This is a genomic window from Cupriavidus sp. YAF13 (genome assembly GCF_052113425.1).
In the GTDB taxonomy this organism is placed as follows: Bacteria; Pseudomonadota; Gammaproteobacteria; order Burkholderiales; family Burkholderiaceae; genus Cupriavidus.
On the sequence record NZ_JBFRDD010000038.1, the window covers coordinates 1 to 18,670 of the forward strand.

Sequence of the window (18,670 nt, forward strand, 5' to 3'; positions counted from 1 at the left end):
TTTGCTTTGCCGGAGGTGCGCCGTCAACTGAAAAACTTTGAGCGCATGAAGATCCTGTTGGATCGCTGGATCGACCTATCGATGGAGTTGTCAACTTTGCGGCTGGCCAAAACCGGGGACTGAGCTACCGGAAGAACTTGGCACTGTCCAGTTAGGAAGTCTGCCCGGATTTAGAGTCGCAAAGCGATTCTTCCCAAAATCTATTCAAAATGTGTGGCCGCAAATTATATCTCTCGAGATAACATACACGGCAGCGGATGCGATACGCGTTGACGATGAAAAATGGTTTGTCCCAGGTGCATTTTGTGGCACCGAGGTAGTTGTGTACACCAATTCTCCTGAGTATGCCGCACGACTTGCTAATGAAAAGGCAACGAGAGAGATTCATTTGCCCATGTTTCTTGGCGCATGGAAAGATGCAGTAAGATACTTCCCTGACTATTTTGTCATACCCGAAAATGGAATTGATGGCGCCTCTTCAATTAAAGAAATTCCACCCAAATGGGACGCGGCCTCGAAGTTGAACACATTAGGCCCAAATCCGAGATGGTCTTTGCTTGCTATCTGGAGTTTAATTGATCAAAACAGGGTAAGATCTATATTAAAGGAGCTTGGGCATGATGCGTCTCAGCAAAACATCGATCTAATGAGCTTCCAGTGGCTCGCCGCTTCCACTGGGACGGAAAGGCGGGACATATTGACTCGCCTTTTTGCATATCACGCGCTCTAGCACATTTGCTAAACAATTAGCGAGTGCCCGGTGCGGAAATGGGCCAGAGTTGCCTCGGACCGTAGTGATAAGGCCTGCCCCATTTGCTCGACCTACGGGCTCCTCTTCGCGGGGCCGCATGCTCGCCGCCATACAGCAGGCTGGCCCAGCCTGACGACTGCAAGCGACTGGAGTCGAAGTCGTAGCATCTCACTCATCTACTGGGCAAGGGTGAACTCGATTGCCCCGAACTATTGAAGGCAACTGCTGTGACGGTACTGGAGCCCCTAATCCCTGACAGGGAAAGCTGCCGTTGGCCGATTACCCCGGTATCGTTCCCGAGTCATCTCAGACAATCTCCTTGCGTTTCCCATCTCTTTTCCTAAGCGTTGTCGTCGCGCGTGTCCGCCCGGTGTCGACCTGAGTCGATAGTCCTAGTGCCAAAAAATAGAATCCAAGAATCGTGGCAAACGCGTGTATCAGGTACAACGGAATCTCTTCGGGGCCGTATGCCAAGAACCGGACGCAAAGCGTCAGTGTCACGGGCGTCGCGAGTACCGCAGCGACACCACCGGTAGTCTGTAACCGAGCGATCACCGTCCATATCCGCGGGAGACTGACCAGGTCGGCGTGGAGTTGCCGGCAGAACTGGTCGGTGAGGGTCGGAGTCTTGTCCATCTTTTCCGTTGGTTGCCGTGTCAGTCGAGAAGGCCCAATTTGCGGCGGACTTCCGCCAGTGCAGTTTCGGGCCGCAATACGAGCCATCCATCATTCTTAAGGACGGGCAATGGCACCACATTCATCAACATGCAGCAGACGAAGTACATCGCACCGCAGAGCGTCACGCCTACGCCGAGCCAGGCCGGCCCTGGGAGGCTCAAGCCCAAACACCAGCACGCCAGGCTCGCGAGCAGGTGAGCGATCGGGCCGCTGGCAGCTGCAAGCCGTATCTGCAACGGCTGCATGGTCGCCATCACCTGATCTTCAATATGTACCACCATCGGAGAAAGGAACCAGAAGCGCGACTCCTCGCGTCGGCCGCCGAGCAGAATTCTTGCCGGAATGCCAAGGCTGCGCAACGCCGCAAGGTGGGCGAGTTCGTGGACGCAAAGAACGGCGAAGGCGGTGATTACAAAGACAACGAGCATCTTCCAGAGATCAACGAGCGAGAAAAGGACAATCGTTGTAGGAAGTCGCGGGTCGATGAGTCGAAGCAGGGAAAGGATGAGGTCAGCCAGAGACATGAGACGGCCTCCTTGTGTGTTGTGTACTCACGGTCGAGCGCGCCCGCTGCGTCCGATGTTTTCCGAGGCAGTGTTGAAATACGTGCTCGCGTCAGCCTTGGCCCAGCCGTAGTGGCCAGGCCGGCCCGCGGTGCCAGCCAGTCCGGGTTGAGATGGAATAGATACCTTCGCTGAATGGATTGACTGGTGCCACGCGCTAGGCCGGAAGCTACTAAACGATAACATCACCTGTGAAGCTATCCTACGAAATCCTGTTCGCCCGAAACGAATCGACAGCTTGCTGCCCCTCAACGGACATTCCCTCAGCACAACAGCCAACTCAGGGCCGACAGGAGCGACTGCCGCCTGTTTTGCATCCGTTGGCGAGCCGGCCAGGAGCCACCCTTCGCCATCGCCGCCACACGGCCATTCGAGCGGCTGCTCCTCACCAAGCAGCGGTCCCTCATTCTTGTATCGTGTTGGACTTGTATTCGCGGTAATGTTATGCATTCTCTGCGCTGTCGGGGGCGGCCCGCTGTGCGTCTCTTTCCTTAAGGACGTCCATTAGCAATTCCACAACCAACTCGGGATATGATTCTTCCACGAATTGCTGGGCGCGGTTTATTGTCGGCCACCACATGTCGCCTTTTTCGCCCTGGATAAGTGACATCCATTGCGTAGGGTAGTATCTCACCAGCATCCCTAGAATGTACGACACCATATATGTAATACATAACTGCGAGTACCTCGCGCCACTTGGAAAAGGGGCCGAGAGGTGCAACGAAGGAATTGCTCCAAACGTCTTGTGAACGTACGTATGGACAAACAATGGCGTGTGATCAGAGAAAATTTTGGCGTCAGCTGTAAGCGTGGTCAGCCCAGAGGCAGATACACTCGAATATCCGAACGCATCATAAATCTCCTTTATTTTTTTGAACCGTTCCTGTGCAATTTTAGCCATAAAACCGGCCTCGTTGCTGAATGTCATTTCATTTACGCGCACATATTTCGCGTCGCCAGAGACATGCGTGTAGTCTTTCTCTAAATCTGGAATACGAGAGAGCAAGTCCCCGAAAGATAGCTCGTCTGCTAGCGGCGGGATGTCATAACATATATTCCAATCGACCGTGGACGAATGTACGTGCATGGAAATTCTATTATCTGTGCCACCCATGAAATCGTAGAACAGTCCGGCACAAGTCTTTATTTTCAGATCACCCGCATTTCTGAGTCCATTTCTATTTCCCCCATAGATAACGCTCGACCAATCAAGCGTTTCTAGCCCATGCCCCTTATTTAATATTTCTTCGCCGTTTCTACTCTGCAGAAGAAGTAGGAGTGAGCGGCTTAAGCTGGCGACGCCATAAAAGGTGAGCAGAGGACGAACCGAATAGCTTGCATTGCTCGCATTTCTAAAATACTCTCGCGCCTGTTTTGCAGCCGCGTTGATTTCTTTTGCACGTCGCGCGTTAAGTTCTAGCGAATGAATTCGCTCAAACCACTGGGTCGCGATGTCTCTGCTCTCGAATGAAAGCAGTTGCTGCCATATTTCTGCATCCATTTATTCAATCCAGTAAGATTTGTAAAATCGCTCAAACGCTATGTGCATCGCTCAATCAAGCTCAGCGAGTTCGCTTCGGTCGTACGGTCTTATCAGAGACCACCTTCTTTGGCACATCGAGCTCCTCCAGACTCAATCCCATTCGCCCACACTGCTGCGCGATGCGCTGCCAGCGTGCGTGCCATTCCTGTTCCAGCAACGCGTAGCGACCGATCTCTTCGCGCAGCCGCACGATGACACGGTCCTGGAAGGCCAGTTCGTCATCGCGTACGCGCGACCGGGACGGACGCCCCTCGCACGCCAAGGCACTCTTGGCCGCCTGAAAGGCGCGCAAGATGTCGGGGTGCCGACTGAGCGCCTGCCGCGAGTACCCCGAGAAGGCCTCAACGCGCGCCCAGGACAGTTGCGTGCCGAGCTCCCGGTCGCGCCAGCGCTCCAGTTCGGCGAGGATGGCCAGGCGTGTCTGTTCACTGACCTTTGCGTTTGCCCGAATCGGCTTTCCCATGTCGATCTCCTTCGTCGAGATAGGGATGGAGATCGGCCTCTCCGAGTCCCAGTGCCGCCAACTGTTGCATCAATTGCATATAGCGACGCTGCAGATGCAGTTGCCAGTCTGGCTGCCCAGCCACCTCCTCGTTGGCCTGATCGGCAGCCGTGCGTAAGCTGATCTGCACCACGGCCGCCTGGCGCTTGAGTTCCTCGCCACGCTCGTGATCTCTCCCGGCCCACAGGAAGTCTTCGCAATTCGCCGTGCATTGCAGGTGCCGCTCGCAGGGGGATAGCTGGAAGTCATGAATGCACATCCCCGGACCCACATCGTGAATGGCATGAATGCGGGCCAGGAGGAACGTGGGTGTCATCTCAGCGGGAAGGGCTTTCACGCTTTCCACGACATGTCCCTGCATGCGGCCGCCCATGATCTCCTCGACCACCTTGGCAGACCGCTGGGTATAGGTCAGATTCGCGCGCACGGCGAATGGACGAAGTCTTGTCATCCGGTGCCTGCCTCCATCAATCTCGGCGTATAGTAGGAAATCCTCCAGTCCACGCCTTCCGCTATGGCAATAAATCAGAAACTACGCCTCCTTTCGGGATGGTTGCCGCTTGGTCTTCCGTACTTCAGCCATGGGAGCACAACTTACCTTCACCTGGAGGACGTCCCCTATGAACTGGAAAGCCTAATAGCACGCTGGTTGATGCTGCACCCTGAGCTGACCGAACACGACTCCGCGGAATGTGTGCTTATGGAGGGACCCAAGGGCATGGCAATTAGCCAAGCGGGATGGGAAACCTTTGTTTCGTGGATCGTCGATACCCTTCGTGAGAAGCTAGGCGCTCTGGAAGAGAGCCAATGCGGGGACTAGACTCAAGCGTGCCCAGCATTGGAGAGTAACGCTCTAAGTCCTCTTATAAATTCGGAGACATACCGGTGGTGTATGTGCATTCCGGAAGTATGGACAATTTCGGAAGCACGACCTTGCGGACGAATGGGCTGCACGCCGACTCGTCGATGTCGCAGAGCTCGGCGCAGAACTCTTCGCCATTCTGGTCGACGATGCCTATGCTGATCAGTCCTTGGTATATGAAGTCGGTGAACTCGCAGTCAACGTATAGGCGCATGGCAGTTTCCTACGAGACATCTACTCCACTTCAGGATCGACTTCGCCTCGGGCAAGTATTCTGCCCAAGGAGACCGTCGTATTACTGATGCTTCGTTTTACGGGCGCGAGGAAGCTGAGCGCCGCACCCACAATCTGCATCGGACGCACGATGTCGCGCTCCATGTCCTCAATAACGGCTGTAGTTCTGTAAGTGGCCTTTCGACCTGGGATCCGCTCATCATATTCATTCATCACGACGAGATAGTTTCCCGTATGTATGGAGCCGGACCCATCGTTTGCAATCGTAACTTCGCCAAGAATTCGACTCGCCGTCTCATCGCCGTTCGGTAGCAACTCGATTTGTACCCTCAACATGATCGATCCCCAGTAACGTCCATATACACTTCTTCACATAGACAGAATGTTTGTTTGCGGCAACATATCGCAATGCGACCACGTGCTTGCACCCTCACCGGCGCCGTTACGCCGTTAGCCTTACACCATGCCATCCAGGCAATCGCACCGTGCGCATCGAATCCACGATTGCCCTGAAGGGCATACCTGCGTCCCGAGCGTGTAACTCCGACCGACCGGCCGGCGTCGAAACTCTCCACAGTCGAACTCACACGCCAAACACCATTGTCGAGACGGCGGCCAACGAAGTGCACAGCGCCGACCTGAACCTGCATGAGTTCCCAGGCAACAAGCACCACATTGGGCTCAGCGATTACAGTGAGCGGCATCCTCAACCGACTGTCCACGTCTAAAGCCATGACACGTCCCTCCCATAGAACTCCGGTATTCTCGATCGAAGCGCTTCCTGAGTGTTCGGGCACGAGAGTCCGAGATCGCTGTCGGTCGCGATCAACCGGCTCCCGAGAGTTTCTGGCCAACCATCGTCATCATCGTCAATCGCCATCCAGTTCGACGCGCGCGCCCCAGTTCTAGCTATGTATCTCGCGATCATCGCCTGGCTGATCTGCTCGAGCGCCGGTGCCAGGGCACTGGCGGTCTCGTTGATGCAGTTTTGAATGGTGCCCGTGCTTACCGACAGCCCGAACAAATCTCGCAAGGCCTGCGCTGCCCGGTCAATCGGCACTTGATGATATTGCGTCAAATAGACCGCTGCCGCCTTGACTCGGGGGCCATATTGCACCGCCTGGCTTACCCCGGCCGGAAACTGACCCGTATGGGTCTTGCCGCAGCGGCATTGCGCGACTTGCACACGATGCTCGGTAACCTCAAAGCGGATAGCCGGTAACTCGATGACCTGGCGGCCCTGCGGCAGCACCGTGACCTGATCTGCCGCGATGCGCCTGCCACAGGCTTCGCACTGCTCGGCCACCGGATGAATCACCGTATGATCGGGGTCCGCCATCCACTTGAGTGTCTTGCCCTGATGCCCCGGTTGAGCGCCTTGCTGGTTCGTCCCCGGCTCGCGCAGCGACTTCGGCTTGCGCTTCAGGCCATCCGTCGAAGGCGGCTTGCTTGAGTTGTGACTATCCTTCTCCAGCCGCGCCTCCAACGCATTCAGACGCCCCACCAAATCCATGATGAGCGCGTCCTTCTGCTTCGGCGTCAAGTCCTTGAGGTTCGGCATTCTTGTCATCTCCCACACAATGCAGTGCCTTCAGCATGTTTACAACCACTAACATGCTGAATAGTTAACCGCAGTGTCGCTCGTGCCAGCGGGAACCGCCGCCCAGATTTCCTGGCAAATGTCAGCTGGGCGCACTGCTGGCATGTCGATTCCGTCGACCGCGTCGGCTAATCCCCCAGCCCGTCTATGACACCGCTTTACGCACCAGGGTTCGACGTTTCCGGTATATGACCGACGGCACTGGCTGCGTCTTCGGCTCAACGTGCCGATCACTCAAGGCATCGACCCGTGCGTTGACGTCGGCGTCCGCCTCAGGAGCCACCACTTCGCATCCCACTCTCGAGGAGATTCGAACGATATCGAGGATGTGCTCTGCCTCGGACTTGGCTACCTCGGCTTCTTCCGTGAGGATTGACACCTGAACCTCACGTCGCCGCATCAGTTCCGAGTGATCCAAATCCTCATCCCAGATGGTCAGTTGCGGCGTCGGACTCTTGAGTAGCCGACTCAATGCATGCCAACTCCGATGACCGCATACGCGCGCGGTTACCTCGTAGGCCCGACTTACCGGAAGCGAGTCTTTCCCGACAAGAGAGCGGAGATAGTGGACCTTTCGCCTAAAGCCATCAAGGGAGGGCGGAACAAATTTTTCAGACACGATGCTCCTTCAATTCACATGCTGACGGCGCCAGCCGCCATGTTGGTTTGGCGGCAGTGCGATAAGGGCCGCAAGGGTTGGGCTCATCATTCCAGCCCTCTTCTTTCGTGGGGTTTTCCAACGAAGTTGCTTATGGCTACGTCTAACGTATGTTGACTCCGTTCCCACACATACTGGCGGCACTTGCAGTTATGGACCCCTGGCCCAGCGACAGCGTGGATACCAATGGCTAGGAGCCGGCGTGCCAAGTGCTTCGGGCTCGTCCCGGCAAGCCGAGCCAGTTCAGTGCCAAACACAAATCGATCGCGGAAATCCGACAGCGAGCTGTTGGAGACCCTTTTTGCCTCGCGCCGCCCAACCCGAACGACGTTCGTCGTCAGGATTTGTGCCCGGGATAATGCATACACGACCTCCTGCTTCACGCCCAGTTGGGCTGCGGCCTCAACCAGGCTGATACTCTCAGTCTTGTGCCTCTCAAGCATCCACGTTGCCACTTCCTCTCGATCCAAACGCCACTCTCCAATTCGCACGGGATCCGCGCCTACGCCGGCCGACAGTGAACCTGACCAGATTGCACCGATTAAGGCAACAAAGGTATCTGCATCGGCAACCAGGTATTTCGCGATGTCCGCTACCGTGACGGATTCGGAATCAACCTCCCTCCGCCTCCGTCTTTTGCGGTTTGCCGGCACAGGCAATTTCTCTCGATCGATCCACCATCTCTCCCCCGGTCTCGGCCGTCCAGCGAGAGCTCGCAACAGTCCCGCATCGAGTAGCTGACGCACTCGTTCCAGACCAATGCCTAGGCTCCTGGACGCCTGACGTAGCGATAACGCCGATCGCAACGTGTTTCGTGCTGCCGTTAGTTCGTTGAGGTCAACCGATCGGCTGACTTTTCCACTCTTGTGCTTGATCTCAAGCGCACGTAGTTCGCCACTATCTACAAGGCGAAATAGCAGTGACGGAGGGAGAGCGAGTCGTGACGCAGCCTTACTTATGCTAAGCCAGCCGTGCCGTTGGACGACCGCGGGCGGAAAATTTCGATTGCGACGCGCGAGCGGCGCCTGCCACTCTTCCCCGACATATGCCTCGAATGCCTTCCTCACGAAATTGAAGCAAGGGCCATTGAGATATCGATAGACATCTCGATACAAGGGGCCAACGGCTTTTTGAATCCGCCATCGGCTTTCTTGGGGAGCCCGGGCGCACAGGCGCCCGATCAGTTGCTTCATGCCCGCAGGCCACGTCATCAGTATTTCCCCCGCTTCTCTAGCAATCGGCAGAGCTATCGCAACTCCGCTGGCGTCCCCGACCTTCAAAGGGTTGACACGTTGCGTATGGCTAGCGCGGATACCAAGCCGCAACGCCACTTCGTGCAACTCGATCAACCCAAGCGCCCGTACCTCCTCCATGCGGTCGCGATGGATACCATCAAGCCGACTTGCTAGTTCAGCTGCCAGCCACAGTGCCCCCCGCGACTGTGTCGTGACCGCAATGCCGTCCGCGAGCGGTTGCCCGCATTCGTCGCAACGGAATTCGAGTAGCGCTTGTCGAGCGATACTCTTTCCGCACTTTGAACAATGATCCATGAGTCTGGTGCTATGTAATGGACAGCAAGACACCAGGGTGAGGCTCCAGTGATTGCGCCAATAGCCGGCCAGTCGCAGACAAGGGGGACAATACTTCCAGATTCGATGACTCCACACCCGCGCTGGCCTGGTTGAAGGTCGCCGGATCTCGGCGAGTTCATGCGTCCATCCCAATGGGTACGTTCCGGTCGTGAAGATGCTCGACAGTTCTTCGTCCGACATCGACCTAATTCGCCGGACCAATTCGCCGGATCTAAGGGCATTCGCGCCTTCAAGTCGTGATACATAGCCGACTAGTCCCTCATCCGGCATAGGGGCTACACGAACCGCTAGTGAGAACATGCTTTCCCCCTGACCAACTCTGCGCCCAAAGACTGCAACATCCAGCGGATGTTCTCCTGAAGAACTCTCGACTGAGCGTCAGCAATCCACTTGAACAGGGCCGAATCCAAGTACCGACGCGTTTTATCGTGACGATCAGACGGATCGCTCCATGACAAGGCTTTGAATGCGGTTGGCGCTATCAAAACTCGAACGGAGGGAAGGAGACTTTCCGGCCAGTTAGCCAAAATCTGGGCCGCCCGCTCGAATTGAGCGATATTCGGCTTCAGCTCGCTGGATGGCGAACCGTATCGAGGACCCAATTTGCCAGTCTTTGGGTCCATGCAACCGAGCACCACAATAATGTCCAATAGCTCCGTGCAAGAGATTTCGCGTGGAATCGATGCGAGGCCAGTAAGCGCATGATCGGCATCGCCTACTGGCTGCTTGAGCAAGCGCCTGATGACGAGGCTTGCCAGCGAACGAGCTTCTGCACTCGCCCGGCACGAAGCGATTGACCGCAAATCCATTCCGCACTCACACTCCGAGTAGCAAGGCCTTCGTATGCCGATCGCCCGATTCGGGGAACAAGGACAGCTATCCACGAGATAAGTTCCATGGCGATCGCACACGGGCAGTGGAACCAGCTTCCAACCAATTCGACCATAGCCATCCTCCGCGAGACACTGAGGACATATTCGTGTAGCGAAGGTCATCAGATGCTTGACGCGAATCCATTGACCAGCAAACATTGCCTCGTGCTGACTTGGCACTGGCTCTATTGGAACGAGGTTACGCAGCCGGTAGTCGAGACGAAAGCAAATCTCTTCGTGTTCGTTTGGAGCATACGTTCTCCGCGCAGGAAGACGGAGCGCCTGCATGACTTCCGGTATCGTGGGCACCCCATTGCGCTCTGCGACACGAAATAGATAGCTCTCGAAGTTCTCCTCCGGATACGGTTCAACACTACTGGGGAAGATTGGTGAGCCGCGACGAAAGCCGGGGGTACCAAGGAACGACTCGACCTTTGACCTCGGAAATGTCCGCTGCTGAGGCTCGAAGTCCCGACGCATTGCATTAGCTCTGAATGCCATTGAAGACCTCGAACGGTTCACGTGCGCCGCTCAGTGGTTTGAAATTGAACTCGGTGGCGAAAGGGATACGTTCCAACGGCGCCTCCGCCCATACTTCGTCCCGAAACGCCTGGGAAAGAAGGTTGCTGTCGATCCCATTCGACCGTCCAACTAGAACCTGCCATGTGGCGTGGTCGAGTACCTTGATCAGATAGTCGATTAAGCCGTTGCTCGCGAAGTGGAAGCGCTGAATCATCTCCTTCGTCAGGAAGTCAACGGAAGGCACAGGAAGAAATGAGCGCAGCGCAGCGAGAAGCGCGACAAACTGCTCTGCTTCCTCCCGCACGTAGAGGTCGTATCCCCTGAGGCGTACCACTGCAGAGAAACGGCGGCGCAACTGCTCGTTGGTCCAGAGAAGTTGCTGTGTCCTCTCAAGCCCAGCGAGCACGACAACTATGTTGCACGCGTTCATTATTTCTTTGACCCAGTCGRCCGCCTCATAGGTGGTGCTTCTCGTGCAATCGACGATGTGTTGGGCCTCGTCGAACACAACGATTTCGGTCTGCAAGTTCGTGAGTAGCTTGATTATTCGTTTGGTTTTTACACCTTCGGTATGGCTACGCGAATCAGCGAATGGATCATTCAAGCCGGTCAGCACGGCGCTTGCCAAGTTCTTTTTCGTTGGGGTCGAAGGCGTAGCAATCTCCAACGTTCGGCGAAGTTTCCCGGGGATCAGACTGTCCGGAAACGAAGAAGCTAGGCATTGTCGGAGAGCGGTGGTCTTGCCAGAGCCGCTCACGCCGAGCAGCGTAAGGCCCTTGCTCGTACCGGACCGCAACATATCGTGATGTACATCGCCGATGCGCTGAAATACTTGCTTCACCTGCTGCGTTTCGATGAAGTGACGACGGAGGGAGAAATGGAGGTCTCTCATAGATGTCGGACAGAGTTCAGAATGCTCGCGGCCGGATTTGAAGTGCTGGAGGTTCGATATCGAAATCCAGGTCTAGTTGCGGCTTTTCCAGGTTGGGCTGGACGGCAGGCGCTTCCCTGGCATTGCCCTCCTTATCCAGCCTGGACTGGGCGGCATACCTGCGTTTGCGAAGCTTGTTGGAATCCATCGCGGCCTTGGCCTCGGCAGTGATTGTTCTGTACGTCTCCAAAACCGCGTGGGCATTCGCTTGGGCGTTGTTTTTGGATTCTTTCTTGGTACGGGCGCGAGCAACGCGGTACAGATCGCGACTGAGACCGTGCATGCGCTTATCCTTATTGGGAACAAGCAGGAAGGTATTTCTTAAAGGATCGCGAACCCATACGTGCCCCAGATCGTCGCGGAAGCGCAAGTCCACCTTCGGTCGCTCGCCGAGACGATGCCGCAACTCAACGAGGTCTTCGCAGTGGTACTGCTGGCTATCGACCTCCACGCCATAGTGATGCAGCCTTACGCTGGCTCGATGCGCGAGGATGCATTCGAGCGAGTCGAGATCAAGGGGAAGCCGAGGCGAACGTTGTGATTCCCCGTCTCTCCACACCTGCGCAGGCGTGCGACCGTTTAGGCCACGATGGGGACGCTGGAGATAGCGATCGACGATCCACAGGGCGAGCATTTCCTCCAACTTTGCAAGCGTGATGCATGCACGCTGCTCAGAGGGATAGTCGCCCCGCTGTTGCACATTGGAGAAGGTCGTTCCCGGTAGTCGATGGATGAGGTCCACGGCCAGTGTGCGAAAGAAGCGCTCCACGCCGCCCTTTTTCTCCGGACCGCGCGAGCGCGGAAATAGGACCTCAATTCCGAGCTCATTGAATGCGAGGATCAGATCATAGGCATGGAATTCCGCGGCATTGTCTGGCAGAAGGTATAGAGGTAGGCCGCGCGCTCGCCATTCATTGATCACCTGAGGGAACTTTTCGAGCCAAGCTTGCTTTGGGCGGATGGCGCGCTCGATGGTTCGAAGTACGCTCTCGGTGTTCGGCGCAGAGAGATGTAGTAGGAAGGCCATGACCATGCGGCTATGCCGGTCTATGATCACAGTCAGATATGGCCGCCCTATCACCTCGCCGGTTTCCGGATCTACGACTTGTATGTCGAGCAATGTGTGGTCGATTTCCCAACGGTCGAGTATCTTATCGATTTCGAGCTTTCCAATTGCGTTCCGATGTTTCCTTTTTGCAGCAAATTCCCCTTCGCGCAGTCTGTCCACTTCGAACGGATCCAGCTTCGCTATATAACGCCTTACCGTCATTATTGAGGGTAGTTTGAGCCGATCTGCCGGTAGACGTCGCGCATTGATATCCTGGATCCGCCCCCTGAACTCCTCGTAGAGATGAGCGACGGTCGGCCTTTCCGGTTGCAAGTAGGCGTCTTCAAGACATGGTGTCAAAATGTCTTCGATTTCCCCACGAATCGCGGCCATGCGCCCTTTCTGTGTGTGCTTTGGCACAAGGCTTACGACACACTTCGTCAGCCCGTACCGTGTGACCCACTTTCTGACCGTGGACGGACTCGGAGGTGTCCCATCTTGAATGGTGCGGGCAATGTCGGCGATTTGCTTTCTCAACTCGGTGTTGCCGGAAAGCCTCGAAGTGTCGATTCCTATTAGCGCATCAAGGTAGGCCCGCCGGCGCAAAGCTTCAGTGGAATGCTTCGTCGCAAAGCAGCTTAAATCTGGGGGTGCATTTGTCCTGAGGGGTACGGTATCGAGATAGGGCTGGTCGACGTCTATAGTCAGTTCCTTCTTGTCGTAGGCCAGGTAGAAATCGGCTTCTGACAGAACGACCGGCTCCCCGAAGTCGTCTTTGAATGCGAGACGGTGGTCCATCAATCTGTTGACTAGGACCAATCGTTTCCCGCGCAGGAGTACACACAGACGGGCTCTAAGCGAAAATGTCTGCATGTCGATGCCCTCCCCGGAGATAGATTGCAGAGTTGCTCGTGATTGGTAGGTCCAGATCGATGCCCACAATGCCAAGCCCCAGCAGCCTCCACGCCTCAAGGTCGCCCACCAACGAAGACAGATCTGCTACTGTTTCAAGCCGAGCGTTCATCAGGAAGCTTCTGAGATTGCTCGCGTCTGCGAGACTGAGCGGTTCGCGCCTGTGATACATCAGTTCAAGGATGTTGGCGGCTCGCGGTTGCATGCTAAGCACTGCATCGGTAACAACGCGAAACTCCCGTCCCATCGCTGCGAATTGAGCCTTCGCTGCTGCCATCCGCTTCGCAACTCTGGGAGACCTAAGACGAACCATCGGCTTAACTTCGACCCAGACGTCCTTACCAGTGGCAAGCTGGACATGCATGTCAGGGACGTAGCGCTCCGTGTGATCTCCGAAGTCCAGCGTCACACGTTCCGGCTGAACCTCATAACTGCGCACCAAGGGCGACACTTCACAGAAGCGCGCAAACATCCCTTCGAGCATTGATTCGCAAGGCGTGGGGCGACCGTTTTTTATTGACGGAATGTATGTTCTGAAGTGGTTCGACCGCCGAGTAATGACTTTACGCACGGGCATGCAACTCTCCCTTCGGGCATACATTTTCACCCGCACGCATCTGCAGCGAATCCAGCTTCGCGCACGCATGCGTCAGTCCAACCTCCGCATGAGCATGGGCCGGTCCGAAGGACAGCGATCCTGAAAATCTGCGGCGGATGCCGCTTTCGAGCCCTTCTCGACTGTGGGGCCGTCGATCGCGTGGCCGAACGGGTTCGCGCGTTGAAATGCGCTGGGATAAGTGCGTCTTGAAGCAACGGATGCTCGACATCAAAGGTCCTTTTTCCAGGGTGCACGACACCAACCCGACTACCGTTGGCTGTCGGGAAATGGGCGAGCGCTACCGCGCGAAGGCTTCATGCCGACCAATTTTTGGCGACACGAATCCCTCCGCGGACGGCTGGCAATGAAAAGGGCTTGACGCTTGGGACGGGACGTTGGAGACTGGAGGTGCGAACCGGCGTCTCTATGAGGCTCCGACCCAAAAGCGCTACGGGCCCATGGTCTGTGGCGCTTTTTCTTTACATTCTGGTTTCTCCTTCCAACGGTGATGGCCGGAGGCTACGGCGTCGATCGCATACGCCAAAGAAGGCAGCCAAGATGCTTTGCAGGGAATCGGTGTCTGCTTCACCAAGCTGGGGCAGTTCGCGCACTAGTTCCTGCACGATCTCGTGTTGAGCACGAGTAAGTTCTTCTGGAAGCCTAAGAGTGCGCTGAGAAAGTCTGGCGGCCATCACAAGCTCATACTTCCCCTCCCGGGTCAGAGACAGTGACTCCGCTATCCCTTCCAGAAGCGCCTCTCCCTTGGGCCGCTTTTTTCCTGTCTCAATGGCTCCAAGGTAGGTTGAATCGACCCCGACGCGACGCGCCAACTCGGCCTGCGTGAGGTCAGCTGCCAATCGATGCTGTCGAATGAATTCGCCGAGCGCGGTCATTACCCAAGTCGCCTAAAGGAGGTCACTGAGCTGTCAAGATACCGGCACCGAGACCGGAACGCAACAACTCCTTTTAAATCAAATACTTAGACAAAAAGAATATTAATTTCGCATCGAGAGATGGACCAATTTCTATTTCTGACCGGTTTGCCGGCAGTTTTATTGCGGAAACACATGGATGCTCACAGCTCAGGCTTGTAAGGGTTATGCTGACTCCCCGTACGAGCGCGGTCAGGCCCGGGCAGCAAAGTGCCGATCGACGCCAGCCTCCAGCATGCGCCGGCCCGCACTCCGCCCAGCACCCGGTTCTGAGATGCAATCGCCGGCGCGGTTCGCTTGACGCACTGCTGCTCGCCTAACGACCGACTGCAAAGCGACCGTGCGACTCCTTCGCTGACTTCGCAGGAAGAACCGGCCGCGCAACCCTAGTAAGTTATAAATGTCGCCGTGTGCTTTCGTCGATTGCCCTACCATGTGAGATCAGCAGCGTCGCCTAAAGCGCGCGATGTGGACCGCAGACTTGGAGGCAAGCCAGATGCAGCAGTTGCGATGTTACGGCGACGATAGAAACAAAGGGTTCTGCGTGCACTGCGGCGGGCCAAGCGAAACCGTCGATCACGTCCCATCGAAAGTTCTCTTAGACGAGCCGTATCCGGAAAATCTCATGGCGGCCCCCGCGTGCCGCAAATGTAATAACGACCTTTCGATCGACGAAGAGTATCTAGCCTGTTTGCTCGAATGTGTCATCGCCGGGGACACCGCACCCGAAGAACTGCACAGGGCAAAGATTGGCCGCATCTTACGGTCGAACCCCTCGCTCTTAGCCCGCTTGCAGCGGGCACGGACGGTTGGCGCGGAAGGCCCCGTCTGGGTAGCCGAGAACGACCGCGTGAGTCGCGTCGTCCTCAAGTTGGCGCGTTGTCATACCGCATTCGAGTTCAACGAGCCACAACTCGACGAACCATCATATCTTGAATTCAAGCCTCTGTCGGTCATGACGGCAGGCGAGCGCGCCGCATTCGAAAGTGGCGACGATGCGCTTGATGTTTGGCCAGAAGTCGGGAGTCGGGCGATGCAGCGGATGCTCGTCGTCGGTACCGATGCTTTCACCGAAGGATGGCTGGCCGTACAAGAGGGGAACTACCGCTTTCGCGTCAACCATGCTAGCGGATTAGCAGTGAAAATCGTGCTTCGGGAATATCTCGACTGTGAAGTCATCTGGGACTGATCTGACGAGAGTATTTGTCTTGGTGGATGGGTTGCGGGGTAACGGGTCAGACAGGTGAGACCGTTTTCRTATCGACTAGCGCCTGCAAATGATCAAGCAGTAACTTGGGAACCTGCCCACCGGTGAGGAGCACGCCAGCTTCCATGTTCTGCTCCATTGCGTGCCCCGTCAGATTGGCGCTGGTGATAAAGCACATGTCACCGTCGGCAACGGCGACCTTGGCGTGAACCCGCCCGCCCGCAAACGAGGCCGCTCGTTCGCGCCAAGCATAGAGCTTCGCGGAGGGAACCAGCGCCCGCATCTTGCCGATCACGTCGAAGGAAATGCTGCCACCGTGATCCTGCGACGATTCGAGCAGCATCGAAATGCTCACGCCACGTGCGTTCGCGTCGTTCAGTGCCTTAACTATGGTCGAGACATCGTAGGCAACGAAACTGGTAACGAATAGAGTTTGCTTGGTCGCGCCAATGACTTGCAGTAACGCCTGTTCGGTTCGGCGCGCGGAGACGAATGGCGTCGTCGGCCCCGTCCACACGAGTTCGGTGGACTGGTGCTTTGAAGCATTTTCGGACGCGTGACTGGCGGCGAGCAGCATCGAGGCCAACTCGCTGGAGCCGATCGACGTGGCTCGCCACGCATCGGCGAGCCGTTCGACGACGATCTTGGCTGTAGCCGTGCCAACGACATCGGACAGTGTGGCGTTCGCCTTCACGTCCCCGAGCTTCTGAATCCTGCCCGCCAGTGCGCGAACCTTCTCCGGCGAAACAAGACAGACCACGGCTGTGATGGCTTCCAATAGTCTTTCCATGTCACAGTCCCGCAAAGAACGCTGCATCCCCTCGGTCGAGGGTCTGCACCAGCAACGATCTGTCGAGGTAACGGTTGCCTCTTTCGCACGAGGTCTCGGCGACCAGGCTGCACGCATGGCAGGCCGCCGCGTGCAACGAGCGGTCTTTGGCCGGATCATGTTCCGAGCACAGCGGATCGGATGAGCAAATTTTCGATCGGTTCAGCGCCTGACGGAGCAAGCGACCGAGACTTTCCGGCTGGCCCAGGTCGACAAGGCCACCCAGCGTCCCATCGGAATCGGCTGCCGCCGTGTAGATTAGGATGCCTGCTTGGGGACTCGCGTCCGACACGTCCGCGTAGATGCGTTCGCGGATGCTCGCCGCGTTGTAGCCGCACTCCAGCGCCAGTTCGCGGATGAGCAGATGTGATAGTGTGTGGAGCATGGCGTATCGGATGCCAGGGTATCCCTCGTTCGGATCGAGGTGGCGCGAGTTGCGCCATCCGCGATGGCCGCCGTCGAGCATTCCGTTCACTCGCTTGACGCCATCCTGCACTTCCCACGTCCGCAGGGCCGTTTCATCGAACTGGATGAAGATGCCCTCGCCGTGAACCTGATTCGCGGGAACCCAATCCGGCTTGCGGCGCGCGAGACCTGCCCTCTGCGGGCGCTCGTTCGGATCGCTCGTCTCCTCCGGAGGTTCCACGCGCGTGAAGCCCAACAAGGCATTGACCTCGCGCAGCCTCTCCAGCAACAGCACCCTGCCGATGTGCTTCTCGAAACCTAATGGCGTAGCGACCTTCTTGCTCATAAAGTGCGGATAGTCGGCAGGCGGATTGGCGGCCGTGAGCACTTCCCACTCCGGCCCCTTAATATCGGCCTCGCCGACGATCTCCTGGCCACCACCGTTGCGATGGGCTTCGATGGCTGCCCAGATGTCCGATGCCGAATGTTTTTCGATGCCCGGAAGTCCACCTGTAACCTTCAGCGTTTGAACCACGATCGGCACCAAAGCCTCAGCCGTGACACCTTGAAAGATCGCCCATCCGTCCCGAATCAGTTGGCCGAGCGGGTCTTTGGCCTGCGGGATGGCGAGCGCGGACAGGGTGATCGGGAACCAACTGTTCGTCGAGCCCAACAGGACTGCACGCGCTTCCTCGTCGCACTCTTCGTCGAAATGGTCGAGATGCGGATGCCTGCCTCGGCAGCTTGGCAAATTCTCCTTCCCGGCCTTGCCGAAGGCTTGGGCAAGACTGCGTGAGACGCCTCGGCAATGCACATTGTCACCGTCACATCGGACCCAGAGGTTTTCAGTCTGTAGTGAGGCACCGCTCTCGAAGAACCTGAGCGACCCATTGCAAGGGCTGTTGCCGCCGTGCACGAAATATCGCCAAGGGAAGTCGTCGAGGTGGCCATCGCGGCAGGCCAAAAGAAAGCGAGCCGGAACGGCGTCGGCGTCCTTCGCTGGCTGGTCGCCCTTCGAGCCACGGCATCCCTTGTGCAAGAAACGGGTTCGCTCCGGCCGGAAGCGGTTTTCCTTAATTTCGAACAGTCCCGCATCAAAAGGCGACAGCAAACCGCACTTCACGCACCGCATCCAGCGCGGGAACGGGCGCACTGGCACACCAATGTTCGCCTCTGCCGACCACGGGTCGACAAGTTCGCTCTTCTGGAATGGCGGCACGCGTAGGTTCTCCACCTGCGGTCCGAGCACCTCGCGGACCGCGGCGAGCAGGCGCGGCTCGCCGATGGGCTGGCACCGGTCCTTCTCCCACTGGTCGATGCCCAATGTCACCACCGAGAGACTCGGCAGGTCGATCAGCGCGCCCGGCCCGTATGTCCAGAGCAGTTGACTGGGGCGGACTTCCCCAACGGGTATTCTATTCGTGGTCATGG

The 18,670-nt window shown here is 56.9% G+C and carries 15 protein-coding genes; 1 reads left to right on the forward strand and 14 read right to left on the reverse strand.

Features of this window, described 5'->3' with window-relative positions:
• Positions 1–1,407: 1,407 nt before the first annotated feature.
• From AB4061_RS26985 to AB4061_RS27040, 12 genes are all read right to left on the reverse strand, one after another.
• Positions 1,408–1,953, reverse strand: coding sequence for a hypothetical protein (locus tag AB4061_RS26985; RefSeq protein WP_441639272.1), 546 nt, complete (start codon positions 1,951–1,953; stop codon positions 1,408–1,410).
• 481 nt (positions 1,954–2,434) lie between these two features.
• Entirely contained in the window at positions 2,435–3,493 is a 1,059-nt protein-coding gene (locus AB4061_RS26990) for a YaaC family protein (protein ID WP_441639274.1), read from the reverse strand.
• Between the two features lie 61 nt (positions 3,494–3,554).
• The gene (locus AB4061_RS26995) at positions 3,555–3,998 is read right to left on the reverse strand and encodes a hypothetical protein (protein WP_441639276.1); all 444 of its coding nucleotides are present in this window, start codon (positions 3,996–3,998) and stop codon (positions 3,555–3,557) included.
• Complete coding sequence (locus AB4061_RS27000; protein ID WP_441639278.1) at positions 3,961–4,488, reverse strand: hypothetical protein; 528 nt, start codon at positions 4,486–4,488, stop codon at positions 3,961–3,963. Before AB4061_RS27000 ends, AB4061_RS26995 begins: the two co-directional genes overlap by 38 nt.
• 645 nt (positions 4,489–5,133) lie before the next feature.
• Complete coding sequence (locus AB4061_RS27005) at positions 5,134–5,469, reverse strand: hypothetical protein (RefSeq protein WP_441639280.1); 336 nt, start codon at positions 5,467–5,469, stop codon at positions 5,134–5,136.
• A gap of 388 nt (positions 5,470–5,857) precedes the next feature.
• Positions 5,858–6,694, reverse strand: coding sequence for a DUF6444 domain-containing protein (locus AB4061_RS27010; protein WP_441639282.1), 837 nt, complete (start codon positions 6,692–6,694; stop codon positions 5,858–5,860).
• A gap of 744 nt (positions 6,695–7,438) precedes the next feature.
• Positions 7,439–9,283, reverse strand: a complete 1,845-nt coding sequence (locus tag AB4061_RS27015; protein WP_441639284.1) for a TniQ family protein — start codon at positions 9,281–9,283, stop codon at positions 7,439–7,441.
• The gene (locus AB4061_RS27020) at positions 9,271–10,356 is read right to left on the reverse strand and encodes a TniQ family protein (RefSeq protein ID WP_441639286.1); all 1,086 of its coding nucleotides are present in this window, start codon (positions 10,354–10,356) and stop codon (positions 9,271–9,273) included. Before AB4061_RS27020 ends, AB4061_RS27015 begins: the two co-directional genes overlap by 13 nt.
• Complete coding sequence (locus AB4061_RS27025; RefSeq protein WP_441639288.1) at positions 10,340–11,269, reverse strand: TniB family NTP-binding protein; 930 nt, start codon at positions 11,267–11,269, stop codon at positions 10,340–10,342. The genes AB4061_RS27020 and AB4061_RS27025 overlap by 17 nt, the downstream gene beginning before the upstream one ends.
• Positions 11,270–11,285: 16 nt before the next feature.
• The gene (locus tag AB4061_RS27030) at positions 11,286–13,154 is read right to left on the reverse strand and encodes an integrase (RefSeq protein ID WP_441639290.1); all 1,869 of its coding nucleotides are present in this window, start codon (positions 13,152–13,154) and stop codon (positions 11,286–11,288) included.
• Between the two features lie 55 nt (positions 13,155–13,209).
• Entirely contained in the window at positions 13,210–13,845 is a 636-nt protein-coding gene (locus AB4061_RS27035; RefSeq protein WP_441612763.1) for a TnsA endonuclease N-terminal domain-containing protein, read from the reverse strand.
• Between the two features lie 500 nt (positions 13,846–14,345).
• Positions 14,346–14,759, reverse strand: a complete 414-nt coding sequence (locus tag AB4061_RS27040) for a helix-turn-helix transcriptional regulator (protein WP_441639292.1) — start codon at positions 14,757–14,759, stop codon at positions 14,346–14,348.
• Positions 14,760–15,294: 535 nt separating this feature from the next.
• Here AB4061_RS27040 and AB4061_RS27045 point away from each other — a divergent pair.
• Positions 15,295–15,987, forward strand: coding sequence for a hypothetical protein (locus AB4061_RS27045; RefSeq protein ID WP_441639294.1), 693 nt, complete (start codon positions 15,295–15,297; stop codon positions 15,985–15,987).
• Positions 15,988–16,033: 46 nt separating this feature from the next.
• Here the strand turns inward: AB4061_RS27045 and drmC are convergent, their stop codons facing one another.
• Positions 16,034–16,795 (reverse strand): DISARM system phospholipase D-like protein DrmC, encoded by a 762-nt coding sequence (drmC, locus tag AB4061_RS27050; protein WP_441639296.1) that lies wholly within the window; start codon positions 16,793–16,795, stop codon positions 16,034–16,036.
• A gap of 1 nt (position 16,796) precedes the next feature.
• The gene (drmB, locus tag AB4061_RS27055; protein WP_441639298.1) at positions 16,797–18,668 is read right to left on the reverse strand and encodes a DrmB family protein; all 1,872 of its coding nucleotides are present in this window, start codon (positions 18,666–18,668) and stop codon (positions 16,797–16,799) included.
• Positions 18,669–18,670 lie beyond the last annotated feature (2 nt).